Origin of the sequence: Pseudonocardia nematodicida, assembly GCF_040105385.1 — a bacterium.
In the GTDB taxonomy this organism is placed as follows: Bacteria; Actinomycetota; Actinomycetes; order Mycobacteriales; family Pseudonocardiaceae; genus Pseudonocardia; species Pseudonocardia nematodicida.
In genome coordinates this window covers 184,592-205,344 of sequence record NZ_JBEDNQ010000008.1, presented here as the reverse complement: position 1 = coordinate 205,344, position 20,753 = coordinate 184,592, and the positions used below count along the sequence as shown (strand labels likewise).

Sequence of the window (20,753 nt, the reverse complement as noted above, 5' to 3'; positions counted from 1 at the left end):
CCCTGGGCCCGACGTTCATCGAGTACGGATTCCCGGCCCTGCAGCAGAATCCGCTCCCGCTGGTGGCACGACCGGTCCTGGAGCGGCTGTCGGAGACCTACAAGGACATCGTCCATCTCGCGATCCGCGACGGCGACGGCGACGAGGTCCTCTACATCGACAAGCTCACGAGCCTGCGGGGTCCGGAGACACGCTCGCGCATCGGCTACTGCATGCCCCTGACCCGGACGGGCATCGGCAAGGCCCTGCTACTCGGGGACGGTGCCGAGATGTGGCGGCGGCTGTGCGACGCCGACCACACCGGGGACCCGGACGTTGTGGACGCGGCGTCGCAGTTCGTGGCGGCCATGCGGGGCCGCCTGCGGTCGGGATCGACGACCGACATGGAGGAGAACGAACCCGGGATCCGTTGCGTGGCGGCACCCGTCCGGGACGGGAGTGCGGCGGTGGCGGCGGCCGTCAGTATCACCGCCACCCGGCCCTACATGCCGGCAGCCTGGATGCGTGCACTGGCGCCCGTCGTGCGCGAGGCGGCCGCGAAGATCTCGTCGCGGCTGGGCTTCTCGTCGGAGCGACGTGCGGCACCGTGAACACAGCACGGCCCACGCCGTCGCCGGGTGAACCGGTCAGCCGGGCGAGGTCACGTCGACTCGGTCGCTGGTCCAAGCACGAGCCTGGTCGGTCAGCGAGAACCCGAGACCGGGACGGTCCGGCACCAGCATCCGGCCGTTCTCCAGTTTGAGGCGCTCGTGGAACATCGGCTCCAGCCACTCGAGGTCGGCCGGTCGCAGAACGAGGTCGCAGAACGAGGTCGGCATGAATGGCATCAACGTGCCCGCCCGGTCCCGATGGCCTACTACAGCTTCGGCGGCTGGAAGAACTCCCTGTTCGGCGACACCCACGCCCACGGCACCGAGGGCGTGCACTTCTTCACCCGCGGCAAGGTCGTCACCACCCGCTGGCTCGACCCCAGCCACGCCGGGCTCAACCTCGGCTTCCCCACCAACACCTGACCCACCGCCGTCCGGCCCGCCGAGCCGCCGTGGCTCGGCGGGCCGTCGCCCGTAGGACGCACTCCCGGGGAGCGACCACACCAACCGCAGGTCCCGGCATGCACCCGCGACTCACCTCGATTCCGACCCCTGGTCGCCCAGAAGCGAGCAGCCGCTCGGGGGAGCGACACCACTGGCGTAGTCGACGAAGAACCTCGTCTGTCTGGTCGGGGGTGTGAAGCGCGGGACGAACAAGGAGACGTCGCGCACCGCGGTGGTGTCGGCTATCCCGGCGATGTGGAGCCCCGTGGTGTCGGCGGTGCGCACCCCGAGCAGCGTCGACACCCCGACACCCAGACCCGCCCGCACCAGCGCTACCAGCGAGTGCGGATGGCTGACCTCGTAGGCGACGTTGGTCGCCCCCATCGAGGACCAGAACGGATGGGCCAGCAGGCCGGCCGGTTTGAACCGGCCGGTGACGATCAGATCCAGCGTGGCGAGGTCCGATGGCCGGACCGGGCCGGGTCGGCGCGCGACGGGGTGGTCCGGCGGCGCGACGACGAGGAACGGTTCCCGCCACAGGGGCCGGGTCTCGAAGCGGGTGGCGGGCAGCGGAGGCGTCGTCTGGCGCAGGAAGCAGTCGACCTGGCCGTTCTCGGCCACGCCCGGCAGGTCGGCGCCACCCGTCTCGACCAGAGTGACGTCGAGCAGCGGGTGGTCCGCACGCAGCCGAGGCAGTAGGTCGGCGAGGAAGTTCGTCGTCGCGATGGCGTAGGTGCCCACCCGAACGCTGCCGATGACGCCGTCGGAGTCAGCACGCACCCGGTCCCTCGTCTCGGCTGCGAACGCGACGAGCCGCCGTGCGTCGGCCGCCAGCACCTCCCCGGAGTGAGTCAGCCTGGCCGGCCGGTGCGAGCGATCGAAGAGATCGACGCCGAGAGAGCGCTCCAGAGCGTGCACGGCTTCGGACACGGTCGACTGCGAGCAGAACGATCGCTCGGCGGCGGCTTGGAAGCTGCCGGAGTCGACGACGGCGAGGAACAGTGCGAGCTCCCGGAGCTGCATGCCGGGCACTATATCGCTTGGTCCGATGACGAACATGGAAAACATCGGCTGGTTCGATCGCAGATGGCGATTTAGCGTCCGAAGCTCGATCACCACCGAGCCCCGGAGGTCCCATGAGCATCATCAAGTCGGTCACCATGGTCACCGCGTCGGTTCCCCTTCCCGAGCCGGTCGGGTTCTCCAGCCGCACCGTGACACGGCGCGAGTACACGCTCGTGCGGGTCTCCACGGAGAAGGACATCACCGGTATCGGGTTCTGCTATCCGGGGCACGCGGCTGCCGACCTGTCGACGATCGCGGTGCGCGACCTGCTCGCCCCACTCGTCGTGGGCCAGGACGTGAGCGATATCGAACGACTGTGGAACAGCATGTACCAGGAGGCACTGCTCCACGGGCGGACAGGGTCGGTGATGCGCGCTCTGTCGGCGATCGACATCGCCTTGTGGGACGCCAAGGCACAGGAGGCGGGTCTGCCCCTGCACAAGCTGCTCGGTGGGCATGCCGACCGGGTACCGGCCTACGCCAGCGGCGGCTACTACCTCGACGGCAAGGGCCCCGACGGCCTGGCGCGCGAGCTCGCCGGCTACGTCGAGGCGGGCTTCACCGCGGTGAAGATGAAGATCGGGCGCCTGGATCACCGCAGCGAGCTGGACCGGCTGGCTGCCGCGCGTGAGGCGATCGGTCCCGACGTGCTGCTGATGCTGGATGCGAACAACGCCTTCTCCGATCTCCCCACCGCGCTGCGCACGGTCCGCGCGTGGGAGCGCTTCGACCCGTACTTCGTGGAGGAGCCGTTCAGCCCCGACGACATCACCAACCACGCACGGCTCGCGGACCGGGTCGACGTCCCGATCGCCACCGGCGAGATCGAGGCCGGACGGTGGCGTACCCGCGAGATCATGGACCGGGGCGGGGCGATCATCCTGCAGCAGGACGCCGCGGTGTGCGGCGGCGTGTCCGAGCTGCAGAAGATCGCGCACACGGCGTCGTCCTACGGAGTGACGTTGTGCCCGCACTGGTTCCATGACCTGCACGCACCGTTGGCCGGGGCGTGGTCCAACGTCCGGTTCGTCGAGTACTTCGCCGGCAACGCCGTGCACAACTTCTGCGCCCTCATCGACCGTCAGCTGGTGGTCGACCGAGGCGAGCTGGTCCTGCACGACCGCCCGGGCCTCGGCTTCTCCTTCGACGAGGACGTCCTCGCGCGCCACACGTCGGGCGATTGGCAGCAGGTGGACCCGCGTCCCTGACCCTCGAGCTTCTCTCGCGCACAAGGAGGTGCACCTCGATGTCGTCCACCCACAGTGATGTGTACACACTCGATTCCGGGACGTGAAGGCTCCACCGACGACCACGCGCGGACGACTGCGGGAGCTCGGCCCCGGGATGCTGATCTCGGCGAGCGTGGTCGGGGCCGGTGAGCTCATCATGACCACGACACTCGGCGCAACGGCGGGTTTCGTCCTGCTGTGGATGGTCATCCTGGCCGCGACCGTGAAGGTATGGATTCAGCTCGAGCTGGCCACCTGGACGATCCTGACCGGGAAGCGGCTCTGGAGGGCTACAACCAGATCGGGCCGCGGTGTCGGGGAGTCGGCTGGATCGTCGGGATCTGGATCGTCTCCGACGTGCCCCGGCTGCTACAGCGGGGGGCCCTCGTCGGCGGGGCGTCCGCAGCGGCCAGCATGCTCGCTCCGGTGTGGGGGGCGCCGCTGAGTGCGACCTCCCTGCCCTGTGGACCGTCGTGCTCACCGCGACGGTGGTCGCTATCCTGGTCGCGAACAAGTACTCGCTGCTCGAACGGATCTCTACCTACGCGGTCTTCGGATTCACGGTGGTCACCGTGTTCCTCGCGCTGGTGCTGCCCTTCACCCCGTTCGCCTATGGGCTCGACGACGTCGGCGCCGGGCTGACCCTCGCGATGCCGGTCGGCCTAGTCGGAATCGCCATCGCCATGTTCGGGATCACCGGGATCGGTGCCGACGAGATGACCAGCTACAGCTACTGGTGCATCGAGAAGGGTTACGCCCGCTGGACCGGGCCGGACGACGGCAGCCCGGAACGGCGGGCACGCGCCCGTGGGGTGGATCTCGGTGATGCGTCTCGACGTGCTCGTCTCCTGGGCCGTGACCACGGTGTGCACGCTGAGCTTCTTCGTCATCGGCGCCTCGGTGCTGCACCCCCAGGGGCTCGTCCCCACCGGCAACGAGGTCATCTCGACGCTGGCGCGGATGTACACCGACACGCTCGGCCCGTGGGCGGAACGCCTGTTCGTGGTCGCCGCGTTCGTGATCCTGCTGTCGACGGTGCTGGCGGTCGGCGCCGGGGATCCACGGCTGTGGTCGAACGTGCTCGGCATCCTCGGTGTGATCGACTTCTACGACGCGCGGCAACGGCAGCGGTGCATTCGTGTGTTGTCGGCGGCCATCCCGTCGTTGTGGGCGGCCTCCTACCTCGTGATCCAGTCCCCGGTGCTGATGCTCCAGATCGGCGGCACCGCATCCGCGATCTTCCTCGTGGCCATCGTGGTCGCGGTGTGGCGTCTACGGCTCACGGAGGTCGCACCGGAGTTCCGGCGGGACCATCTTGTACACGGTGGCGGTGGCACTCGTACTCAGTAGCGCGGCGATCGTCCTGCTCGGGGTCTACACACTTCTCAACACCTTCGAACTGTTCTAGTGCCCCGTCGCACTACCCGTGGCGATCCGTGTCGTCGCGCGAATCGCCACGGACGGGGCACACCGCCGGGGAGGGCGGCCGGGGCGTGTCGCGACAGTGTCCGGTCGGCCACGAAGGTGGAGGACCTGGTGTCGCGCTCCGTGACCGTCAGAGCGGCCCGGCCAGGTACTCGGCGACGCGCGCCAGCGTCGCCACCGGAGGCAGTCCGAACCGGACTGCGGCCTCGTGCGCCGCCGTACTCACGTCTGCCGTCGCGTCCGAGAGCACGATCATGCGCAGGCCCGCATCGGCACCGAACCGGGCGGCGTGGCCGACACCCATCGTGGTCGTGGCCCCCACCAGGACGACGGTCCGCACGTCGTTCTCACGGAGAAGATCGTCGAGACCGGTGTTGAGGAACGGGTTCTCCCGACGCTTCTCCAGCACCACGTCCCCCGGCGCCGGGGCCAGCTCCGGGATCGGCGCCGCGCCCCACGAGCCCCGCCGGACCCCGCTCGCCGCCTCGATGCCGACGAACAGCGGGGCGGTGTCCGGCAGCGGCTCGTCGACCACGAACAGCGCGTGCACCACCAGGTCACCCCGGTCGCGGGCCGCCTGCAGCACCGCGGCGACGGCGGGGATCATCCCATGGGCAGCCACGTGGGCGTCGAGTCCCGGGTCGCTCAGCGCACCCGCGTGGGCCAGCAGGTCGTTCTGCGTCCCCTGGACCAACACCGCCACCCGGCTCACGGACGGATCACCGTGGAGAGGCCGCCGTCGACCACCAGGGCCTGCCCGGTGATGTACGAGGCGGCATCGGAGGCCAGGAACCCGACGGCGTGCGCGATGTCCGTGGCCCGGCCGACCCGGCCGAGTGGTGACCACGAGTAGACGGGGGCGCTCCCGCCGGCGTCCGGGCGGACGGTGTCCCGGCCGGTGTCGACCGAACCGGGGCAGATCGCGTTGACCGTCACGCCGTCGCCCGCCACGTCCCCTGCCAGTGACACGGTCATCCCCAGTAGTCCGGCCTTGGACGCGGCGTAGGCGACCCGGTCGGACAGGCTGCGCACCGCGACGACCGAGGAGATGCTGACGATCCGCCCGGACGCCGAGCTGCGCAGGTACGGAAGTGCCGCCCGGACCAGGCGGAAGGCACCCGTGAGGTTGACGTCGAGCACGAACGACCAGGCTTCGAGGGGGACCTCGGTCACGTCTCCGCGGTCTGCGGCCTGCGGTGCGCCGGCGTTGTTCACCAGGACGTCCAGCCCACCGAACCGCTCGACCGCCGACCGGACGAGCGCCGCACACGACTCCTCGTCGGTCACGTCACAGGTCACCGGCTCGACAGTGCCGCGGGTCCGCTCCGCGAGCTGCGCCGCCACCTCCCGCAGTCCCGGCTCGGCGGCGGGGACGTCGGCGATCACCACCTGAGCACCCGCGGCCGCGAGCTCACCCGCGATGGCGGCGCCTATACCGCTGCTGCGCCCGCAGCCGGTGACCACCGCGACCCGGCCGCCGAGGGATTCGGGGGAGAAATCGTGCGAAGAGATCGTCATGTCGTCCTTTCGTGCGTGTCGGGATCACGGGGTTCCGGTGTCGGGCCGGACAGGGGGGCCACGGGCTCCGTGGGCGGGCGCTCGTCGTCGGCGGCCGCGGGAAGACGCAGACAGAACACGATGACCGAGGACATCACCAGCGTCAGGCCGGTGAGGATCATGCCGAGGCGGTAGTCCCCGGTGGCGTCGGCGACCGCGCCCGTGACGTAGGGGGCGGTGAACCCGCCGAGGTTCGCGATGCTGTTGATCAGAGCGAACCCGCCCGCCGCGGCGACGCCGGTCAGGAACGTGGTCGGCAGCGACCAGAACAGGGAGAACGTCATCGTCACCCCGCAGGCGGTGAGCACGACGACGGCGATCGTCGTCGCCGGGCCGGGCATGTAGAGCGCGACGGGAATCGAGAGCCCGGCCACCAGCAGCGGCGCCGCCACGTGCCACTGTCTGAAGCCCACCCGCGCGCTGTAGCGGCTCCAGAAGTACAGCGCGAACGCCGCGGGGACATAGGGGATCGCCGTGATGAGTCCACGTTCGACGATCGAGAACTCGGTTCCGAACTGCTCCTGGAAGCCGGCGATGATCGACGGCAGGAAGAAGGCCAGTGAGTACACGCCGTAGTTCAGTCCGAAGTAGGCGATGGCGATGGCGAACACCTTGGGGGCGCGGAACACCGCGCGCAGCGACAGGTGGCCGCCCGACGCCCGTGCCCGGTCACCGGTGTCCGCCGCGAGCTCCCGGACGAACCAGTTCCGCTCCGCCTCGGTGAGCCATCGCGCCTGCGACGGGCTGTCGGTGAGGTAGAAGTAGCAGATGAAGCCCACGATCACCGCGGGCATCCCGACGGCGAAGAACATGAACCGCCAGCCGGCGAGCCCGAACAGCCCGTCGCCGTACTGGATGAGCAGCCCACCCAGCGGCGCACCGAGAACCATCGTGATCGGCTGGGCGAGGTAGAAGCCGGCAAGGGCCTTCATCCGGTACTGGCGCGGGAACCACATGGTGAGGAACAACACCGCGCCCGGCACGAAACCGGCCTCCGCGACGCCGAGCACGAACCGCAGGATCCACAGCTGCTCGTAGTTCTGCACCCAGGTGAACAGCACCGAGACGACGCCCCAGGACACCATGATGCGGGCCAGCCACTTGCGGGCCCCGAACTTCTGCAGGCCGAGGTTGCTCGGGACCTCCAGCAGGATGTACCCGAGGAAGAAGATGCCCGACGCGAACCCGAACTGCGCCGCGGTGAGTGCCAGGTCGTCGTTCATCCCGTTCGGGCCGGCCAGGCCGATGGCGGTCCGGTCGAGGTAGTTGATGAAGAACATCAGGCCCACGAAGGGCACGATGCGGAACGCGGCCTTGCGGAACGCGCTGCGTCCCAGTGCGGCGTCGTCCTGGATGGACGAAGTCATGACGTGCCTCCTTGCACGGTGCACCTCGTGGTGCGGATCAGCCGCGGAGGGCGGCGATACCGGCAGAGCCGATCTCGGTGTCGTTGGTCCAGTGGCTTCCGCTGACTCCGATGGCACCGACGACGACGCCGTCCCACTCGATCGGCTGACCGCCACCGAAGACGATCAGGCGGTCGGTTCCGACGACCGCGCCGGCTCTCAGCGGGGCGTCCTCTTGCAGCGTCTCGAACCAGTCCGCAGTGGACTTGCGGGTGCTGGCGGCCGTGTACGCCTTGTCGGTCGCCACCTGGATCGTCGAGTAGGGGGCACCGTCCATCCGTACGAAGGCGAGCAGGTGGCCCGCCTCGTCCAGGACCGCGACGGCGACGTGCACGCCCAGCGCACGGGCGTGGGCGAGAGCGGCGTCGACCGCGGTCCGCGCCCCGTCCAGGGACAGCGTCGGCTTCACGACGGTCGGGCCGGCGGCGGGTGTCGTCATCGGAGGGTCTCCAGCAGGGCGTCGAGGAAGGACTTGCTCTCACTCAGCACCTGGTCGGGGCCGCGCTCGTCGCCGGCGAACCAGTGGCTCTCGTGCTCGACGGAGCAGCTGCCGTCGAACCCGCCGGCCGCGAGGGTGGACAGCAGGGCCGCGAAGTCGATGTCACCCGTACCCAACGGCACGAACGCGAAGTCCGCCGGGGTGCCGACGGCGTCCTTGATCGCCACCCCCACGGTCTGCGGTGCGAACCGCTGTGCCGCCTCGAGCACGTCGCCGTCGGTGACCTGCAGGTGGGACGCGTCGAAGTTGACCCGGAGGCCCGGCAGCCGGTTCACGGCCTCGGCGACGTCCGCGGCGCCGGCGAGCGCCTGATTGACGATCACCTCGAGGGACAGGGTGATGCCGAGCCGTTCCGCTTCGGCGAGCGCGGTCTCGAGCGCCGCGAAGGTGCCGGAGCGATCCGCCTCGCCGCCGGGTATCACGTGGACGTGCCCGATGCCCAGGTCTGCGGCCAGGCGCAGCATCTCCGCGGTGTGCTGCGCCGCCGCAGCCCGGGCCTGGGGTTCGGGGCTGCCGAAGGCCGCGTGATGCGCGCTCAATGCGGCGTAGGGGCCGAGCTCGGCGAGCTCGGCGCGCTCGGCGCCGGTGGTCTGCGGACTCACGTGCGGGGCGGTCCAGGGCAGCAGCTCGCCGTTGAGCTCGGCCTCGTCGTAGCCGTGGTCACGGATCAGCCGAACCGCGTCGCCCGCGGAGAGATGGCCGAGGAAACCGGTGTGGAACGCCGTCTTCACGACGGACTCCTTTGCGTGGGGGTCAACAGCGTGGGGGGTCGACGGGCGCCATCAGGTGCGCTCGGCCCGGGGTTCCGGGGCGGACGCACCGACAGATGTCCCGAAGTTGTCGCGGAACGGGAGCCAGCGCGTCTCCGGGGCGGATCGCAGCAGCGCCAGGCTCACGACGTACATCGAGGCGAGCAGGGCGACGATGCTCCACGGGCTGCCCGTCAGCGCCAGCAGCGCCGCGGCCACCAGCGGTGCGGGCGCACCCGCCACCAGGTTGTTCAGCGTGTAGACGGCAGCGTGGCCGGAGTACCGGACCGGCACCGGGAACGGCTCGGCGAACAGCGCCGCCATCACACCGACCGCGGTGAGCTGGGCGCCCTGGGTGATCACCATCGCGAGCAGCATCAGCGCGAAGTTGCGGGTGTCGAGCAGCGGGAACAGCGCGAACGACCCCAGCATGGAGGTCGTCATGCAGGTCGCCAGCACGCGCTTGCGACCGAAGCGGTCCGACAGCACCCCGCCGAGCGGTACCAGCGCCAGGCCGATGACGTTCATCCCCAGCAGCAGCGAGAAGGTCACCGTGCTGGACATGCCGAGGGTGCTCGTGATGTAGGACAACGCCCACGTGGTCACCACGAAGCTGCACGCGGTGTTCGGCGCCCAGATGGCCGCCATCCGTGCGATCGATCCGCCCTGCTCGGCGAACACCTCACGTAGCGGCGACGCGGACCGGGCACCGATCTCGCGCGCCTCGACGAAGGCCGGGGACTCGTCGATGTGCCGGCGGATGAAGTAGCCGACGACCGCCATCAGCGCGCCCGCGAAGAACGGGACGCGCCAGGCCCACTCGCGCAAGGCCTCCTCCCCGACCGCCAGACCTGCGCCGAGGATGAACGAGGCGACCAGCACCTGGCCGATCGGGTTGCCGAGGTTCACCACCGCGCCGTAGAGCCCGCGTCGCTGGTCAGGGGCGTGCTCGAGGGCCATGATCTGTGCGGAGCTCGTCTCGCCGCCGACGCTGAACCCCTGGACGAAACGCAGGACCACCAGCAGGATCGGGGCGAGCACGCCGATCGCGGCGTACCCCGGCAGGCAGGCGATCGCGAAGGAGGCCACACCCATGATCGTGAGCGTCACGACCATGGTGTGCTTCCGGCCGACCCGGTCGGTCACCCTGGCGAAGAAGGCGGCACCGAACGGCCGGGCGATGAACCCGACCCCGAACGTCGCGAACGACGCCAGCAGCGCCGCGGTCGACGACGAGCTCGGGAAGAAGACGTAGGGGAACACCGTGCCCGCGAGGGCGCCGTAGAGCAGGAAGTCGAACCATTCGAGGGACGTTCCGACCGATGTCCCGACGAGGACCCGAGCACGGGACCCCTCGTCGCCTGAGCGATGCACCATTGCGTCTCCACGTTGTCGAAATGGCAACTCACTTGTCGCTTCGTGGGAGGACTATTGCTCGCCCGAACCGTCTGAGTCAACCGCTCGCGGTCGATCGTTGCCGATGAAGCAACCGGCTTGTACGTTGGCGGCGTCGCGGTCGATCTCAACAAGGGAGTGTGCACGGCGTGATCGGTGTCGGAGTCCTCGGCCTCGGCCGGATCGGCGGTGCGCACGCGCACCGTCTCGCGACCCAGGTGCCGGGAGCCCGGCTCTCCGCGGTGTGCGATCCCGACCGGGGGGCGACGGCCCCCTTCGAAGGTACGGGCACGACGGCGTTCGACGATCCCGTCGCGCTCGTCACCGCGGCCGAGGTCGATGCCGTGGTGATCGCCTCACCCGGATTCCTGCACGTCGAGCAGCTCCTCGCCTGCATCGAGGCGGGGAAGCCGGTGCTGTGCGAGAAGCCACTGGCAGCGGATCCCGAGGACGGGCTCACGGTGGTCGAGGCCGAGGTGGCGGCCGGGCGCCGCTGGGTCCAGCTGGGCTTCATGCGCCGGTTCGACCCCGCGTTCCGCGACCTGGTCGCGGCCGTCGACGCGGGTGAGGTGGGCACCCCGCTGATGCTGCACTGCGTGCACCGCAACCCGTCGGTGCGCCCGTCCTACGTCAGTGAGAACGCGCTCGACGACTCGTTGAGCCACGAGATCGACGTGGTCCGCTGGATGCTCGGCGAGGAGATCGTCTCCAGCCAGGTCGTCATGCCCAGGCGCAGCCCGGAGGCCGCCGAGGGGCTCGACGACCCCAAGTTCGTGTTCCTGCGGACCGAGTCCGGGGTGCTGGTCACGGTCGAGATGTACGTGCACTGCCGGTACGGCTACGAGGTGCGCTGCGAGGTCGTGGGATCGGACGGCACGGTGACCACGGCCGACGGCGCCGGCCTGGTCCGCAGGCACGCCGGTCGCGCCTCGACCGCGGTCCCCGCGAGCTGGGGCGAGCGTTTCGACGCGAGCTACCGGCTCGAACTGTCCGCCTGGGTCGCTGCGGCGGCCCGGGGTGAGGTCGGCGGCCCGAGCGTCTGGGACGGGTACGCGGCGGCCACCGTCGCCCGGCGGACCGTCGAGGCGTACCGGACCGGCCTCGAGCAGACCTGTGCCGTGGGCGCCGCACCGGCCCTCTACGCGACGGGAGGTGCCCGGTGAGCTGGGCGATGGTCGTCCAGGGGATGCAGCGGGACGTGTTCGACCAGGACTGCGCGCTGTACTCACCGCCGCTCGCGGCGGCGGTCGAGCACGACGCGGTCACCGACCACATCGGCGAGCTGGCCGAGACCGTCCGCGCCGCCGGCGGGACGGTGGTGCACGCGCTGTTCGTCATCGAGCCCTCCGCCCTGGGCATGCCCTCGGACGTGCCGGTCTTCGCCCGTTTCGTCGAGTCGGGAGCGCTGCGGCGCGGCTCCGCGGGGGTCGAGCCGGTCGAGGGGCTCTGGGCGGACGGGGACGTGCGCGTCGAGAAGATGCGGGTCAACCCGTTCCACGGCTCCACGCTGGATCCGCTGCTGCGCGCGGCCGGGGTCCGTGACCTCGTGGTGTGCGGGACCCAGACCAACATGGGGATCGAGGCCGCCGCCCGGCACGCCGCGGACTGCGGTTACCGGGTGCATGTCCCCGCCGACGCCTGTGCCGCGGCGTCGGCCCCCGCCCACACGGGGCCGCTGACCCACACCCTGCCCAACCTGGGACGGGTGTGCCGGACGGCCGACATCGTGGCCGCGGTGGGCGTCGATACACTCTGAGGACAACCGAGTTGCGACTAGAGGAGGCGCCGTGGTCCCGGTAGGCGAACGGGGGCGGGTCCTGATCACCGGCCTGTCCGTACTGGAGACCCTCGGACGCCACGCCGACGGACTGGGGGTCACCGACCTCGCGCGCGAGGTCGGCGGGGACAAGGGAAACGTCCACCGCATCACCCAGCTGCTGTGCGAGCAGGGCTACGTCGAGCAGGACGAGATCTCACGCCGCTACACGCTGACCTCGCAGATCGTGCAGCTCGCTGGTCGGGCACTGCGCCAGCTCGATGTGCGGGGGCTCGCCGAACCGGTACTGCGGAGGTTGTCGGCCGCGACCGGGGAATCCGTCCACCTCGCCGTCCGCACACGGGCCGGCGGGGTCTACGTGTCGCAGATCAGGGCGGCGAACCGGTTGAGCGTGGAGACCGACATCGGCAGCAGCCCGATCGTGCACGCCACCGCGACCGGCAAGGCACTGTTCGCCCATGCCGCCGACGCGGTGCTCGACGCCGCACTCGACGGCGGGCTGGAGCGCTACACGATCCGCACCGTCACCAGCCGGCGCGCACTCGACGACATGCTCGCCGAGGTTCGCAGCCGGGGCTACGCGATCGACGACGAGGAGCTCAACGCGGACGTCCGGTGCGTGGCCGCCCCGCTGTTCGACGGGAACCGTGCGGTCACCGCCGCCATCGGCGTGTCCGGGCCGGTGAGCCGCATACCGGTGTCCCGGCTGCCCGAGCTCGGCGAACTGGTGCGGGCGGCATCGGACCAGGTCACGGCCTCCATCGGCGGTGAGCGTCCCGGATCCGACCGCGAGGTGGCGGCGGCCCCGGCCGGCTGAGTCGGGACCGACCGAGCCCCGGGCCGGCCACCGAGGCCCGGGGCGGTCTCGCCTGTCCGTGTGCCGGCCACCGAGCGCGGTGGCGGTGACGGAGGAGATGACAACGCTGTAGCCATATGTACAAGACACGGGGTAGCGTGGGCGCATGGCTGATGACAGGTCGACGAGGGCGGCGGCGGTCGCCGCAGCCGGTGGGGTCGCCGACGCCCTGCGTGCGGGCACCCTGCCGGGGCGGGCCGCGGTCACCCTCGCCGAGAGTGTGGTGCTCGGACTGCTGGCTCAGGGAGTGCACCGCTGGGTGGGTGTGTTCGGGCACGGGTCCACCGACATCGCGGAGGTGCTGCGGACCTACGAGGCGGCGGGCGCGTTGCGCACCCACGCCGTGCGCAACGAGGTGGAGGCCGCGCACATCGCGACCGCGCTCCGCTGGGTCACCGGGGAGAAGGCCGCCGTCATCACCTCCATCGGGCCCGGGGCCCTGCAGGCCCTCGCCGGAAGCCTCGCCGCAGCGAGCGACGGCGTGGGCGTATGGCACGTCTACGCGGACGAGACCACCGAGGCCGAGGGCCCGAACATGCAGCAGATCCCGGGCGGGCCCCAGGAGAGCTTCCTGCGCATCGCCTCGGCGATGGGCCCCGCCTACACACTGCACACTGCGTGGGCGCTGCCCGAAGCGCTGCGCCGCGGCCTGGACACCGTCGACCACCCGCACGCCGCGCGGCCCTTCTACCTGCTGGTCCCGATCAACACCCAGCCCCAGGTGCTCGACCTGAACCTGGCCGTCCTGCCCACCGTGCCGCCCCCGCCGCTGGGGGCCGCCGCGGACGACGGCCGGTTCGCCGCCGCCGCGCGGACCCTCCTGGACGCCGAGCGGGTCGTGGTCAAAATCGGGTGTGGTGCCCGCGGCTGCGGCGCCGAGCTCGACGAGCTGCTCGCGCTGGTCGACGGGGTCGCGGTGCCGACCCCGATCGCGACCGGCACGCTGCCCTACGCCCATCCCCGCAACATGACCGTCGGCGGGTCGAAGGGCTCGATCTCCGGCAACTTCGCCATGGAGGAGGCCGAGGTCCTGCTCGCCGTCGGGACCCGCCCGGTGTGCCAGGCCGACATGTCCCGCACCGGCTACCCGAAGGTCCACGGCGTGGTAAACGTGAACGCCGATCTCGCGGCCGCGACGCACTACGCGAACACCCTCGCCCTCGTCGGCGACGCGCGCGCCACCCTGCGGCGGTTGATCGAGGAGCTGCGGGCGCTCGGGGCCCGGCCGCAGGACCTCACCTCGGCGTGGGCGCAGGCGTGCGTGGCCGGCAAGAACGAATGGGACGACTTCAAGCGCCTCCGCTACGACTCACCCACCCTCCACGACGAGGTGTGGGGCCGCGAGGTGCTCACCCAGCCCGCCGCGATCGAGCTGGTCACCCGGTGGGCCCGCGGAAACGACGCCGTCTGCTTCTTCGACGCCGGTGACGTGCAGGCTAACGGCTTCCAGATCGTCGAGGACGACCGGCCCGGCCGCACCGTCACCGAGACCGGTGCCAGTTACATGGGCTTCTCGGCGTCGGCGCTGGTCGCGACCGGCATCGCGGAGACCCCGTTCTTCGGGGTGGCGCTGACCGGGGACGGGTCGTTCAGCATGAACCCCCAGGTCCTGATCGACGGAGTGGAACACGACGCGCGCGGGGTGATCGTGCTGTTCGACAACCGCAGACAGGGCGCCATCTCCTCGCTGCAACGCGCCCAGTACGGCGTCGACTACGCCACGAACGACCAGGTCGCGGTCGACTACCGGGCCCTCGCCGACGCCGTACACGGAGTGCTCGCCCTGGACGGCGGGCACTCCCTCGCCGAGCTGGAGACCGCCCTGAACAAGGCCCGTGCCCACGAGGGGCTGTCGCTGATCCACGTGCCGGTGTACTTCGGCGAGCACGAACTGGGCGGCCTGGGTTCGTTCGGCCGATGGAACGTCGGCAACTGGGTGGCCGACACCCAGGAACTCCGACACCGGCTGGAGCTGTGACATGACCTTCCCGAATCCCGTGCCCACCGGCCTGTACCGCGACCGCGCCTGGCACGCCACCGACGAGACCCTCACCGTCGTCGACCCGGCCACCGAACGACCGGTCGTCGACGTCGCCCGCGCCTCCGACACGCACGTCGATGCCGCGATCTCCGCCGCTCGCGCCGGCTTCGCCACCTGGCGGCGCACCGACTCCTGGACCCGCTCCGCGGTCCTGCGCCGCACCGCGGAGCTGCTGCGGGACTGGGCGGACGAGGCCGCCGCGGTGATGACGGCCGAGCAGGGCAAGCCCCTGACCGAGGCCCGCGCGGAGTTCCTGGCCACCGCGGACCAGTTCGACTGGTACGCCGACGAGGCGCGCCGGGTCTACGGCCGCACCGTCGAGGGACACAGCACCAGCCAGCGAATCACGGTCCGTCGCGAGCCCGCCGGCGTGGTCGCCGCGTTCTCGGCCTGGAACTTCCCGGCGTTGCTGCCCTCCCGCAAGATCGCCCCCGCGATCGCGGTCGGCTGCGCGATCGTGGTGACCGCCGCGGAGGAGGCTCCGCTGTCGACCCAGGTGGTCGCCGCCGCGCTGCACGAGGCCGGGCTGCCCGCCGGCGTACTGTCCGTGCTGACCGGGGACCCGGCCGCGATCAGCTCCCGGCTTCTGGCGTCCCCCGTCGTCACCAAGCTGAGCCTGACCGGTTCGGTGCCGGTGGGCCGCATCCTGCTGCACGCCGCGGCGGACCGGATCCTGGCGACCTCCATGGAGCTCGGCGGGCACGCACCGGTCCTGGTGTTCCCGGACGCCGACGTCCCCGCCGTCGCCGAGCTGTGCGCACGGGCGAAGTTCCGCAACACCGGCCAGGTCTGCGCCTCCCCCAGCCGCTTCGTGGTGCACGAGTCGATCCACGACGAGTTCGTGGCCGGCTTCGTGGCCGCGACCTCGGCGTTGCGGGTCGGACCCGGGTCGGATCCGGACAGCACGGTCGGTCCGCTGTCCAACGCCCGCCGGGTCGCCGCCGCCGAGCATCTCGTCGCCGACGCCGTCGCGCACGGGGCGCAGGTCGCCGCCGGCGGTGGCCGGGACCCACGGTTCGACCGAGGTCACTTCTTCCGGCCGACGATCCTCACCGACGTCGGCGAGAAGTCGGCGATCCTGCGCGAGGAGCCGTTCGCCCCGGTGGCGCCCGTGTTGCGGTTCGCCGACCTGGACGAGGCGCTCGGGATCGCCAACGACACCGAGCTGGGGCTCGCCGCCTACGTCTTCACCCGCGACCTGCGCACCGCGTTCCTGGCCAGCGAGGGGATCGAGGCCGGGATGGTCGGGGTCAACACCCTGGCCCTCGCCACCGCCGAGGCACCGTTCGGCGGGGTCAAACAGTCCGGATTCGGCCGCGAGGGCGGCTCGGAGGGCATCGAGGACTACACCGTGACCAAGTACGTGAACATGGAGCTGGCATGACCCAGGAGCCACAGGGTGTGGACGGGCGGCTGACCCAGTACGGCGACGCCGGCTTCGCCCGCTTCCTCCGCCGTGCGTTCCTCGCCTCGGCGGGGTGGGACGAGCAGGACCTCACGCGCCCGGTCGTCGGGATCGTCAACATCGCGTCGGACTTCACCACCTGCCACCGGGACATGCCGCAGCTGGTGGAGCACGTGAAGCGCGGGGTGCTCGAGGACGGCGGGATCCCCTTCGTCTTCCCGGCCATGTCGCTGGGCGAGATCCTCACCAATCCCACGACGATGCTGTTCCGCAACCTGATGGCGATGGAGCTGGAGGAACAGCTCACCTCCCAGCCGATGGACGCGGTGGTGCTGCTCGGCGGCTGCGACAAGACCCTGCCCGCCGAGCTGATGGCCGCCGCGTCCGCGAACATCCCGTCGATCGCGCTGGTCGTGGGCCCCATGTCGGTGGGTAACTGGCGCGGCGAGAGGCTCGGCGCCTGCACCGACTGCCGTCGCATGTGGACCGAGCACCGGGGCGGGAACCTCGACGGTGACGAGATCGCCGAGGTCCGCGAGGAGCTCTGCCCCACCGCGGGTACCTGCATGGTCATGGGCACCGCGTCCACGATGGCCTGCATCGCCGAGGCCATGGGCATCATGCTGCCCTACGCGGGGTCCGCTCCGGCGGTGTCCGCGCAGCGGCTGCGGCTGGGCACCGCGACCGGGCGGCGGGCCGTGGAGCTGGCCCACAGCGGTCGGCGGCCGCGCGACGTCCTCACCGCCGCGAACTTCCGCAACGGGCTGCGGGTGCTGGCCGCGGTGTCCGGCTCGACCAACGCCGTCCTGCACCTCATGGCGATCGCCCGGCGGGCGGGTGTCCCGCTCGGCGCCGACGACGTGCACGACATCTGCGCACAGGTCCCCGTGCTCGCGGACTGCAAGCCCGCGGGCTCGGGCTACCTGCCCGACCTGCACCGCGACGGTGGCGTCCCGGCCCTGCTCAAGGAGCTGGAACCGGTGCTGGAGCTGGACGCGCCGACCGTGAGCGGCCAGAAGCTCGGTGAGCTCGTCTCCGGCTACGCCCCCGCCGCGGCGGACCAGACCACGATCCGCAGGCTGGACGCCCCGCTCAAACCCCCCGGCGCGCTCGTCACCATCAGGGGATCCCTCGCACCGGACGGCGCGATCGTCAAGGCCGCGGCGGCCACGCCGGCGCTGCTGACGCACGAGGGGCCCGCGTACGTCTTCGACTCCCTCGACCAGCTGGCCGCCGAGCTGGACGACGAGTCGCTCGGCCTCACCCCCGACCACGTCCTGGTCATGCGCAACATCGGCCCGATCGGCGCGGGGATGCCCGAGGCGGGATCGATCCCGATCCCGGCCTACCTGGCGCGCAGGGGCCTCCGGGACATGGTCCGGATCTCCGACGGCCGGATGAGCGGGACCGCCTACGGCACGGTCGTGCTGCACGTGGCGCCCGAGGCGGCGGCCGGTGGACCGCTCGCCCTGGTCCGAACCGGTGACCGGATCCGGCTCGACGTCCCGCACCGGACCGTCGACCTGCTGGTCGACGAGGCCGAGCTGGCGCGCAGACGGGCCGAACTCAAGCCCCGCGAGCTTCCGCAGCGGGGGTGGCGCAGGCTCTACGCCACGACGGTCACCCAGGCGGACACGGGAGTGGACCTCGACTTCCTGTGAGGTTCCGCCCCTGTCCCGGAGCCGCTCACGCGTGACCGGTGCGTCACCCGTCGCGCACCACGACTACCCGATGTGATCGTTGTCGCGTTGCACCGCACCACCTCTGGGGCATCCCGCTGCGGCTGATACAGCATCCCGCTGCGGCTGAACAGTCGCGATCTGGAGGAACGCAATGCTCGGTTCGATCACTCGTCGCTCGGCCCTTCGGAGCGGTGTGGTCGCTGCCGCCGCCGGGCTGGGGCTGGCCGGAGGTCATGCGGTAGGGGGCTCCGCTCCACGTGCGTCCACGGGTCCGCGGGGTACAGTCCTGATCACCGGTGCCACCGTCCTGACCTGCGCGCCCGTCGACGACGTCCGCCCGGACACCGACGTGCTCGTCCGGGACGGAGTGATCGCCGGAGTCGGACACTCGCTTCCCCGCCCCGCGGACGTCGAGGTCATCGACGGTGGCGGGGCGCTGCTGATGCCGGGGATGGTCGACACCCACCGGCACGCCTGGCAGCTGCCGCTCGCCGGGCTCGGCGCCAATTGGGACTTCGACACCTTCACCGAGGTCACCCAGGGTCGGGCGGTGCCCGCGTACACCGCCGAGGACTTCCGTCGCGCCGCGCTGGCCTCGCACCTGGACGCCCTCGACGCGGGCGTGACGACCGTGCTCGACTACAACCACGGGCTGGTCACCCCCGACCACGCCGAGGCCTCGCTGCGGGCCGCGCGGGAGTCCGGTGCCCGGGTGCGTTTCGCCTGGGGTCATGCCGCGCAGGTGGGCAACGACCCGCAGCGGTCCTGGGCGACCGACGGCGACGTGCTGCAGGTGGCCCGCGACGCCTCGCTGGTCGGCGGGCTGGTGTCGCTGCAGCTCGCGTTGGACGCTTCCGGAGAGCCCGGGTTCCCCGAGGAGGCGGCCTGGCGCTACGCCGCCGACAACGACCTCGGTGTCACCGCCCACACCGGGCTCTACGGCCGTGGGGCCGACGCGCTCGTCGACGAGCTCCGTGAGCGGGGGCTGCTGCGCCCCGGCCTCAACTTCGTCCACGCCGCGGAGTTCCGTCCCGACACCTACGAGGCGATCGCCGCCTCGGGCGGAGTGATCAGCGTGGCCACCGAGAGCGAATGCACGTTCGGCCAGGGGCGCCCCGCCACCTCGCGGGCCGAGGCGGCCGGGGTGACCTTCGGGCTCGGCTCGGACACCGTCACCTACCAGTCGGGCGACATCCTCTCCGCGATGCGCACGACCCTGGACCTCGACCGGTTCGTTGCCAACGACGATGCCCGCGCGGCCGATGCCGAGCTGCCCCGGCACCGGCCGGTCGACCGCATGCTGCTGGCCGGCACCCTCGGCGGGGCCCGCTCCCTGGGCCTCGCCGAGAGCATCGGCTCGATCGAGGTCGGCAAGCGCGCCGACCTGGTGCTGCTGCGTTCCTCGTCGCCGTCGTTCGGCATCGCCACCGCCAACTACCCGCAGGCCGCCGCCGTGCTGCACGCCGGCCGCGGCGACGTCGACACCGTCCTCGTCGACGGAACGGTGGTCAAGCGCGACGGCACCCTGGTCGCCGACACCGGTCCGGTGCTGGCGGAACTCACCGACACCCGGGATCGGCTGGCGACCGAGATCGACCTGCCGCGCTGGCGCTACGGCGCGGCATGAGCTCACCCCGCGACGACCCACGTCGCCGCGTCAGGTCGGTGGCGGGCGACGCCCTGACGCGGCGCGACGGACGGTCGCCGGGGACGGGACCGGTCAACCCGTCGAGTTGAGCACGTCGAGCCGGCGGGCGAACTCCGGCTCGATGAGCTGTCCGGCCAGCGCGGAGAGCGGGGAGGCTGACGTCCTCCGCGTGGGCCGCCTTCACCAGGGCCAGGATGTCCTTGTCGAAGAAGCGGTACATGGCCTCGGTGCCCTTGAGGGTGTGGGTCTGCATGATGCGGCCGAAATGTCCCCAGTTCCGGATGAGGAACGAGTCGGCGGTGGTGGAGGCGGCGATCCGGGTCAGCGCCTGCTCGTCGATGCCGTGCGCCGCGGCGAACCGGACAGCCTCGTAGGCGACGACCTGGTTGGCGAACGTGACCCCCTGCAACGCCAGCTTGGTCGCCGCACCCGCACCCGCACCCGCCGGTCCGAGGTGCTCGACCGCGGCGCCGAGCGCGTCGAGGTAGGGCCGCAGTGTCTCCACATCGGACGCCTCGCCACCGACCATGACGGCCAGGGTGCCGTCGGCGGCGCGGGCCGCGCCGTCGCTGACCTGCGCGTCGACCACCCGCACATCCTTCTGGGAGGCGAGCGCGGCGAGCTGGCGGACGGTCGCGGGCAGGATGGTCGAGTGCAGCACGAGCACGGTGCCCGGCCGCGCCACGGTCAGCACGCCCTCCGGGCCAGTGACCAGGTCGAGCACCTACTGGTCGTTGACCTCGCAGGTCCCGACGACGTCCGCGGCGGCGACCAGGTCGGTCACCGAGGCGGCGGTCTTGGCGCCCTCGTCGCGGGCCGCGGACAGGGCCTCCGGACGGGTGTCGAAGACGACCGGCTCGAGTCCGGCGCGCACGAGCGAGATCGCCATCGGCAGGCCGATGTTGCCAAGACCGATGAAACCGACGGTGGTCATGTCTCTCCAGGATGTCCGGCGTCGAGGATCGGGGATGGTGTTCACGGGGTG

At 71.3% G+C, this 20,753-nt stretch carries 18 protein-coding genes and 2 pseudogenes; 11 read left to right on the top strand and 9 right to left on the bottom strand.

Going from position 1 to position 20,753, the window contains the following annotated elements; translation table 11 throughout:
• The first annotated feature begins 2 nt into the window (after positions 1-2).
• Positions 3-590 (top strand): IclR family transcriptional regulator, encoded by a 588-nt coding sequence (locus tag WIS52_RS19960; RefSeq protein ID WP_432422477.1) that lies wholly within the window; start codon positions 3-5, stop codon positions 588-590.
• 36 nt (positions 591-626) lie between these two features.
• Here WIS52_RS19960 and WIS52_RS19955 read toward each other — a convergent pair whose 3' ends face one another.
• The gene (locus tag WIS52_RS19955; protein ID WP_349299962.1) at positions 627-818 is read right to left on the bottom strand and encodes a hypothetical protein; all 192 of its coding nucleotides are present in this window, start codon (positions 816-818) and stop codon (positions 627-629) included.
• On the opposite strand from WIS52_RS19955, the pseudogene WIS52_RS19950 reads away from it, so the two are divergent.
• A pseudogene (locus WIS52_RS19950) lies at positions 805-1,013 on the top strand (methylmalonate-semialdehyde dehydrogenase (CoA acylating)); the annotation flags it as partial. The gene WIS52_RS19955 and the pseudogene WIS52_RS19950 overlap by 14 nt on opposite strands.
• Positions 1,014-1,124: 111 nt before the next feature.
• Here WIS52_RS19950 and WIS52_RS19945 read toward each other — a convergent pair.
• On the bottom strand, positions 1,125-2,153 hold the full coding sequence (locus tag WIS52_RS19945) for a LysR family transcriptional regulator (RefSeq protein WP_349299817.1): 1,029 nt from the start codon (positions 2,151-2,153) through the stop codon (positions 1,125-1,127).
• Between the two features lie 17 nt (positions 2,154-2,170).
• On the opposite strand from WIS52_RS19945, the gene WIS52_RS19940 reads away from it, so the two are divergent.
• Both WIS52_RS19940 and WIS52_RS19935 read left to right on the top strand, forming a co-directional pair.
• Positions 2,171-3,307 carry a mandelate racemase/muconate lactonizing enzyme family protein gene (locus WIS52_RS19940; protein ID WP_349299816.1) on the top strand — a complete coding sequence of 379 codons (1,137 nt, stop codon included), beginning with the start codon at positions 2,171-2,173 and terminating at the stop codon, positions 3,305-3,307.
• An 846-nt stretch (positions 3,308-4,153) separates the two neighbouring features.
• Positions 4,154-4,678 (top strand): hypothetical protein, encoded by a 525-nt coding sequence (locus WIS52_RS19935; RefSeq protein WP_349299815.1) that lies wholly within the window; start codon positions 4,154-4,156, stop codon positions 4,676-4,678.
• Positions 4,679-4,883: 205 nt separating this feature from the next.
• On the opposite strand, the gene WIS52_RS19930 is transcribed toward WIS52_RS19935, so the two are convergent.
• The 6 genes from WIS52_RS19930 to WIS52_RS19905 are packed head-to-tail and all read right to left on the bottom strand — an operon-like array spanning position 4,884 to position 10,341.
• Positions 4,884-5,465: a cysteine hydrolase family protein gene (locus tag WIS52_RS19930; protein ID WP_349299814.1), complete on the bottom strand. Its 582-nt coding sequence runs from the start codon at positions 5,463-5,465 to the stop codon at positions 4,884-4,886.
• Positions 5,462-6,271: an SDR family NAD(P)-dependent oxidoreductase gene (locus tag WIS52_RS19925; RefSeq protein WP_349299813.1), complete on the bottom strand. Its 810-nt coding sequence runs from the start codon at positions 6,269-6,271 to the stop codon at positions 5,462-5,464. The genes WIS52_RS19930 and WIS52_RS19925 overlap by 4 nt, the downstream gene beginning before the upstream one ends.
• A complete protein-coding gene (locus tag WIS52_RS19920) occupies positions 6,268-7,677 on the bottom strand; it encodes an MFS transporter (RefSeq protein ID WP_349299812.1) in 1,410 nt (469 codons plus the stop codon). Before WIS52_RS19920 ends, WIS52_RS19925 begins: the two co-directional genes overlap by 4 nt.
• A gap of 37 nt (positions 7,678-7,714) precedes the next feature.
• The gene (locus tag WIS52_RS19915; RefSeq protein WP_349299811.1) at positions 7,715-8,155 is read right to left on the bottom strand and encodes a GlcG/HbpS family heme-binding protein; all 441 of its coding nucleotides are present in this window, start codon (positions 8,153-8,155) and stop codon (positions 7,715-7,717) included.
• Positions 8,152-8,946 carry a sugar phosphate isomerase/epimerase family protein gene (locus tag WIS52_RS19910; protein ID WP_349299810.1) on the bottom strand — a complete coding sequence of 265 codons (795 nt, stop codon included), beginning with the start codon at positions 8,944-8,946 and terminating at the stop codon, positions 8,152-8,154. Before WIS52_RS19910 ends, WIS52_RS19915 begins: the two co-directional genes overlap by 4 nt.
• A gap of 51 nt (positions 8,947-8,997) precedes the next feature.
• On the bottom strand, positions 8,998-10,341 hold the full coding sequence (locus WIS52_RS19905; RefSeq protein ID WP_349299809.1) for an MFS transporter: 1,344 nt from the start codon (positions 10,339-10,341) through the stop codon (positions 8,998-9,000).
• Between the two features lie 167 nt (positions 10,342-10,508).
• On the opposite strand from WIS52_RS19905, the gene WIS52_RS19900 reads away from it, so the two are divergent.
• The 7 genes from WIS52_RS19900 to WIS52_RS19870 all read left to right on the top strand — a co-directional run bounded on the left by WIS52_RS19900 (position 10,509) and on the right by WIS52_RS19870 (position 19,747).
• A complete protein-coding gene (locus WIS52_RS19900; protein WP_349299808.1) occupies positions 10,509-11,522 on the top strand; it encodes a Gfo/Idh/MocA family protein in 1,014 nt (337 codons plus the stop codon).
• Positions 11,519-12,115 carry a cysteine hydrolase family protein gene (locus WIS52_RS19895; protein WP_349299807.1) on the top strand — a complete coding sequence of 199 codons (597 nt, stop codon included), beginning with the start codon at positions 11,519-11,521 and terminating at the stop codon, positions 12,113-12,115. The genes WIS52_RS19900 and WIS52_RS19895 overlap by 4 nt, the downstream gene beginning before the upstream one ends.
• Before the next feature lie 31 nt (positions 12,116-12,146).
• Complete coding sequence (locus tag WIS52_RS19890; RefSeq protein WP_349299806.1) at positions 12,147-12,953, top strand: IclR family transcriptional regulator; 807 nt, start codon at positions 12,147-12,149, stop codon at positions 12,951-12,953.
• A gap of 145 nt (positions 12,954-13,098) precedes the next feature.
• Positions 13,099-14,970, top strand: a complete 1,872-nt coding sequence (locus WIS52_RS19885; RefSeq protein WP_349299805.1) for a thiamine pyrophosphate-dependent enzyme — start codon at positions 13,099-13,101, stop codon at positions 14,968-14,970.
• Between the two features lies 1 nt (position 14,971).
• Positions 14,972-16,417, top strand: coding sequence for an NAD-dependent succinate-semialdehyde dehydrogenase (locus tag WIS52_RS19880; RefSeq protein WP_349299804.1), 1,446 nt, complete (start codon positions 14,972-14,974; stop codon positions 16,415-16,417).
• On the top strand, positions 16,414-18,099 hold the full coding sequence (locus tag WIS52_RS19875; protein WP_349299803.1) for a dihydroxy-acid dehydratase: 1,686 nt from the start codon (positions 16,414-16,416) through the stop codon (positions 18,097-18,099). Before WIS52_RS19880 ends, WIS52_RS19875 begins: the two co-directional genes overlap by 4 nt.
• 214 nt (positions 18,100-18,313) lie before the next feature.
• Positions 18,314-19,747, top strand: coding sequence for an amidohydrolase family protein (locus tag WIS52_RS19870; RefSeq protein WP_349299802.1), 1,434 nt, complete (start codon positions 18,314-18,316; stop codon positions 19,745-19,747).
• Here WIS52_RS19870 and WIS52_RS19865 read toward each other — a convergent pair.
• A pseudogene (locus WIS52_RS19865) lies at positions 19,680-20,702 on the bottom strand (NAD(P)-dependent oxidoreductase). The gene WIS52_RS19870 and the pseudogene WIS52_RS19865 overlap by 68 nt on opposite strands.
• Positions 20,703-20,753: the final 51 nt, after the last annotated feature.